Raw genomic sequence first — 3057 nt, 5'->3', positions numbered from 1 at the left:
GCATCGCCTCGGCCATGGCCTGCATGTATTCCTGCATGGCCTGCCGCAGCTCCTGCATGAGCTTGGCGATCTCCTCGTCGCTCGCGCCGTTCTCGAGCGCCTGGCTGAGCTGCTCCTGCAGGTCGCGAAGCCGCCGCTCGGAAGCGCCGAGATCGCCGTCCTCGATGCCGATCGCGATCTGCCAAAGGAAATCGACCGCCGAGACCAGCGTCTCGTCGTCCGGCGCATGGGCGATGCGCTCGCGCACGGCGCGCAACGCCAGATAGTGCGAGGGGTTCGGGATGAACTCGTCGCCCCGCAGCGTGATCGCGTCGAGCATCGAGACGACGCGCGGCACGGCGTTGGCGTCGAGCGCGAGAATGCGACGCTGCTCGACGACGGCGCGCGCCATCGGGTCGGTGAAGCGGCGTTCGGGCAGCGTCACCTCCAGCGGCGGCGTCTCGCCGACCTGCCCCGCATCGTCGCGCACGGTCAGCGTCAGCGCCGCGCGCGTGCCGGCATAGGGGCTGTCGGCGAGCGCGAGGCTGGTGCGCCCTTCCGCCTCGCCCGCGCGGCGGCGCGGCAGGGAGAGAGCAGGTTCCGGCGGCGCGATCAGCGGCTGGGCGCCCGGTGCCACGGGCTCGCGCGTGGCAAGCTTCGCCTCGCCCGACGCGACGCCGTAATCGTCGCTCACCGCGAAGGCGAGATCGAGCGAGCCGTTCCGCCCCGGCTTCGGCTCGCCGCGGAAGGCGACGGTCGGGGCATTGTCCGGGGTCACCGAAAAGGTCCAGGCGCCGAGTTCGCGGAACGTCGTCGCGATGCGCGCGGTGCCGCTGGCCTGGAGGGGAAGCTCGTACTCGCCGGCCACGGGCGCGTCGGCCTCCGCGAGCGCCGCCTCGTCGGCCGGCGCCTGTCCTTCGGGCACGACGGGCGCGATCGGCGCCCCCTCGCCGCCCTCCGGCCGGAACGTGACGTCGGTGCCGCGCCGATCGGAGACGCGCAGCGACAGGACGGTGCCCTCCGGCACCACGATCGGGCCGGTCGGAGCGGCCTCGGCGCTGAGAAGGATCGGCGCGCGGCCGGTGTAGCCGGGCGGTGTCGCCCAGGCATCGACCCGCACGCCCGCGACGAGCGCGGTCTCGAACGGCGCCATGGCATCGGCGATCCGCCCGCCGCGGGGGCCGAAGGAGAAGGCGAAACCGGTGACGACGAGAAGCGCCAGCACGGCGCGCAGGCCGTGGGGGTCGATCGCGTAGGTGCGCGTGCGCGGGCCCGAGGCACGCAGGCCCCGCAGCCGCTCGGCCATGCGCCGCTGATGCTCGCGCCAGAGGGCGGCGGCGAAATCGTCGCCCGCCGGCACGCGGTCCTCCTGCGCCTGCAACGGCTGGTGCTGAAGCGCGCTGTCGGCCTCGACGCGGCGCGCGACGTCGCCCCTCGTCGGCAGGCGCACGTGCCGCGCGCCCCAGAGGATGGCGAGAGCGCCGAGAGCCAGGACGACGAGAAGCGCGATGCGCAGCCAATCCGGCACGGCGGCTAGGATGCCGAACCAGGCGAGGACGAGGAAGATGCCGACGAGCGCCACGAGGCGCACCACGACCGGCCAGATCCGCTCCACCAGAAGCGCGGCAAAGGCGGCACCGCGCACGGAGGCGGTGCGGGCCATGTCGAAGCCGGAGGTTTCAGGACCCATGAAGCCGCTTTCGAAACGGGCGGGCCGTGCCGCCGCCGGCTCCGGGCTCCGCGCCTCAATGCCGAGGGCGCCGCCGGTGCACGATGGCGCCGGGCGTCCCTCAAGTCATTCAACAGACTAACCGCTTTTGAGGCGAAGGCGAGGCGCTGACGCGGGCGTGATGCCGCGCCGCGCCGCGCGTCAGAGCCAGGGCGGCAGCCGGTCGAGCGCGATCAGGGCCTCGACCTCCATGCGCGGACGCACCACGGCATAGGCGTCGTCCCTGACCAGCACCTCAGGCACCAGCGCCCGCGTGTTGTAGGTGCCCGACTGGACGGCCCCGTAGGCGCCGGCCGAGGCGACGGCAAGAAGATCACCGGCTTCCGCGGCCGGCAGCGAGCGGTCCTTGGCCAGGAAGTCTCCGCTCTCGCAGACCGGGCCGACGACATCGGCGGTCACGAATTCGGCATCGCGCTCCGGCTCCACCACGGGCCGGATCTCGTGCCAGGCTTCGTAGAGGGTCGGACGGATGAGGTCGTTCATCGCGGCGTCGACGATCAGGAAGGTGCGGCCCGCCTCTTCCTTGCGGTAGATGACGCTCGTGACGAGGATGCCGGCATTGGCCGCGATCAGCCGGCCCGGCTCGAAGATCACTTTCGCTCCGAGGTCGCGCACATGCCGCTTGACGATCTCGGCATAGGCGGGAGGTCCCGGCGGCAGCTCGTTGGACTGGCGGTAGGGCACGCCGAGGCCGCCGCCGAGGTCGATATGGGTGATGTCGTGGCCGCGCCCTCGCAGCCGCCGCACCAGCTCGGCGAGCTTGGCGAAGGCGAGGTCGAAGGGCTCGAGCTCGACGATCTGCGAGCCGATATGCATGTCGATGCCCGAGACCGCGATGCCCGGCAGCGTCGCCGCGAGGTCGTAGACCGCCTCGGCACGCTCGAAGGCGATGCCGAACTTGTCGGACTTCTTGCCGGTCGAAATCTTAGCGTGCGTTCGGGCGTCGACGTCCGGGTTGATGCGGAACGAGACGTGCGCGGTGCGCCCCGAGGCCGAGGCGCGCGCCGAGATCGCGTGAAGCTCGGGCTCCGACTCGACGTTGAAGCAGAAGATGCCGGCATCGAGGCCGGCGTCGATCTCGGCCGCCGTCTTGCCGACGCCGGAGAACATGATCTTCTCCGCCGGAATGCCGGCGGCGAGCGCGCGCGCGAGTTCGCCGCCCGACACGACGTCGGCGCCGGCGCCGAGCGCCGCCAGCGTCCGCAGGACCGCCTGGTTCGAGTTCGCCTTCATCGCGTAGCAGACGGTGGCGTCGATGTCGGCGAAGGCGTCGGCGAAGACGCGGTAGTGCCGCGTCAGCGTCGCGGTGGAATAACAATAGAAGGGCGTTCCGACATCGGCCGCGATCG

The 3057-nt window shown here is 71.9% G+C and carries 2 protein-coding genes; both read right to left on the bottom strand.

Annotated elements, in window-relative coordinates:
- The coding region (locus tag QZ753_RS02510; RefSeq protein ID WP_294640911.1) for a TIGR02302 family protein at nt 1–1669 on the bottom strand (1669 nt) is incomplete at its 3' end.
- A gap of 180 nt (nt 1670–1849) precedes the next feature.
- On the bottom strand, nt 1850–3055 hold the full coding sequence (gene lysA / locus QZ753_RS02505; RefSeq protein ID WP_294640909.1) for a diaminopimelate decarboxylase: 1206 nt from the start codon (nt 3053–3055) through the stop codon (nt 1850–1852).
- Nucleotides 3056–3057 lie beyond the last annotated feature (2 nt).

The sequence above is a fragment of the uncultured Aureimonas sp. genome, from assembly GCF_913775355.1.
Taxonomy (GTDB): domain Bacteria; phylum Pseudomonadota; class Alphaproteobacteria; order Rhizobiales; family Rhizobiaceae; genus Aureimonas.
Note: the sequence above shows the minus strand (reverse complement) of the source record. Positions and strands in the feature narration are given on the sequence as shown.